Origin of the sequence: Microcoleus pseudofavosus SVA1_A4 (assembly GCF_036700565.1) — a bacterium.
Taxonomy (GTDB): domain Bacteria; phylum Cyanobacteriota; class Cyanobacteriia; order Cyanobacteriales; family Microcoleaceae; genus Microcoleus.
On the sequence record NZ_JAUBPE010000179.1, the window covers coordinates 1 to 1,748 of the forward strand.

Here is a 1,748-nt window from a genome sequence, read left to right on the forward strand (position 1 = left end):
GAACAAATGCAGCTTCGTTCATCTAGCCGCAAGGAAGTAAGCGAGTATCGAATTATCACAAAATCCGGTGAAATCCGGTGGCTGTGGGATTGTCGGCAAGTTGTGTGGGATGAAGTCGAGAACCGCGCTGTCGGCATTTATGGTGCTTGTCAGGACATCACAGAACACAAGTTGGTAGAGGCTAAATTGTGCGAAACCAATCAAGTTTTACAAGGCTTAATTAAAGCTTTGCCGCTGGCAGTTGTCGGGGTTGATAGTAATGCTTTGGTGACTGTGTGGAATTCCGCGGCGGAGCGAGTTTTTGGCTGGAAGGAGTCTGAGGTTGTGGGGGAGCTTTTGCCGATCGTCCCTAGCGATGAAAACGTAGATTTTTATGCGATGTTTCAGTCAGAATTGGCAGGGGAAGCGCAAGTTGCTAGGGAATGTCGGCGGCGGCGGAAAGACGGTTCATCAATTGATGTCTGTATTTGGACTGCACCGATGCGAGATGCTGAGGGCTTAATTTCTGGCAGTATCAAGATAATTTCTGAGATTTCAGAAGCAAACGGAATGGAGGAAAGTATGGGCTGGTTGCAATCCCGCAGAGATCGAGTAAAACCATTTTGGGCGCGTTATGTCAAGCTTCCTGCGGGAATTAAAAATTTACAAACAACCTGAAACCAAAGTCTTGTGGGGCGGGCACTCTTAGCCCGCCCCACAAATACAATTTAGATGCGGGACACCTTAGCTTCACGTTTTTAATCTTCGACTCGCCGAACAGCCATGCGTTGCAGCGGCAGACTGAGTATGCTGGAAACTGTCAACAAGTAAGATAGAACCGTGGTCAGCTTCAGACTTGCCAACAACCAGTTGTCCTCCGGCAGAGGTATCTTTAGGGCCAAGACAGACATGGAGTAGACTATTGAGTAAACAAAACTCATCTTAATGAGGATTTCTTCGCTTAAAGTGCGATCGTCCCTTGGCTGCGATTTGCGATCGCCCAGCAGGATTAGACCCGCAATAGAAGCCACACAAGAAACCATAACGAGATAGTCATGCCAGTTAAGCTCAACCATTTTCAAACTTCCTTGTTATCCTAATTTTTAGAATCTGACATCACTCTAAAGGATAAGTTTTCCCAGTCAAAGCAATAGTTACAAATTGACACAGCGGTAGTTACAAATCTCAATGAAAAATAATCGCGATCGGCAGCCACAGCGTTTAGTCAGCAGAACAGGATCGTTCACCCTCAATGTTGTCAGGCTAGGCCTACCTCGCCTGCATTTTGCCGACCTTTACCACTGGCTGCTAACTCTTTCGTGGCCGCGATTTTTTATTTTAATCTGGCTGTCGTATACACTCACCAACTCTTTCTTTGCCCTAGCTTATTTAGCCGGAGGAGATTGCATCGCCAATGCTCGGCCCGGTTCTTTCAAAGATGCCTTTTATTTCAGCGTACAAACAATGGCAACGATCGGCTACGGTGCCATGTATCCGCGCACGGATTATGCTAATACTATCGTCTGCATCCAAGCGCTTTTTGGTTTGTGGGGAGTGGCAATGATTACAGGGCTTGCCTTTGCGAGATTTTCCAAACCGACTGCTAGAGTTATATTCAGCCGAGTAGCCGTTATCGCTTCTTTCAACGGCGTTCCAACTCTCATGTACCGCACAGCAAATCAGCGCTCAAATCAAATTTTAGAAGCGCAGCAGCGAGTTACTTTAATTCGCGATGAGGTAACATCTGAGGGCGATTATATGCGGCGTTT

The 1,748-nt window shown here is 46.8% G+C and carries 3 protein-coding genes; 2 read left to right on the forward strand and 1 reads right to left on the reverse strand.

Annotated features, from left to right (window positions below):
• A partial coding sequence (locus QUA02_RS33280) for a PAS domain S-box protein (protein WP_333033999.1) occupies window positions 1-657 on the forward strand: 657 nt, incomplete at its 5' end.
• A gap of 80 nt (window positions 658-737) precedes the next feature.
• Here QUA02_RS33280 and QUA02_RS33285 read toward each other — a convergent pair.
• Entirely contained in the window at window positions 738-1,055 is a 318-nt protein-coding gene (locus QUA02_RS33285) for a hypothetical protein (protein ID WP_333034000.1), read from the reverse strand.
• Between the two features lie 112 nt (window positions 1,056-1,167).
• Between QUA02_RS33285 and QUA02_RS33290 the strand changes: the two genes are divergently transcribed.
• On the forward strand, window positions 1,168-1,748 hold a 581-nt coding region (locus QUA02_RS33290), incomplete at its 3' end, for an ion channel (protein ID WP_333034001.1).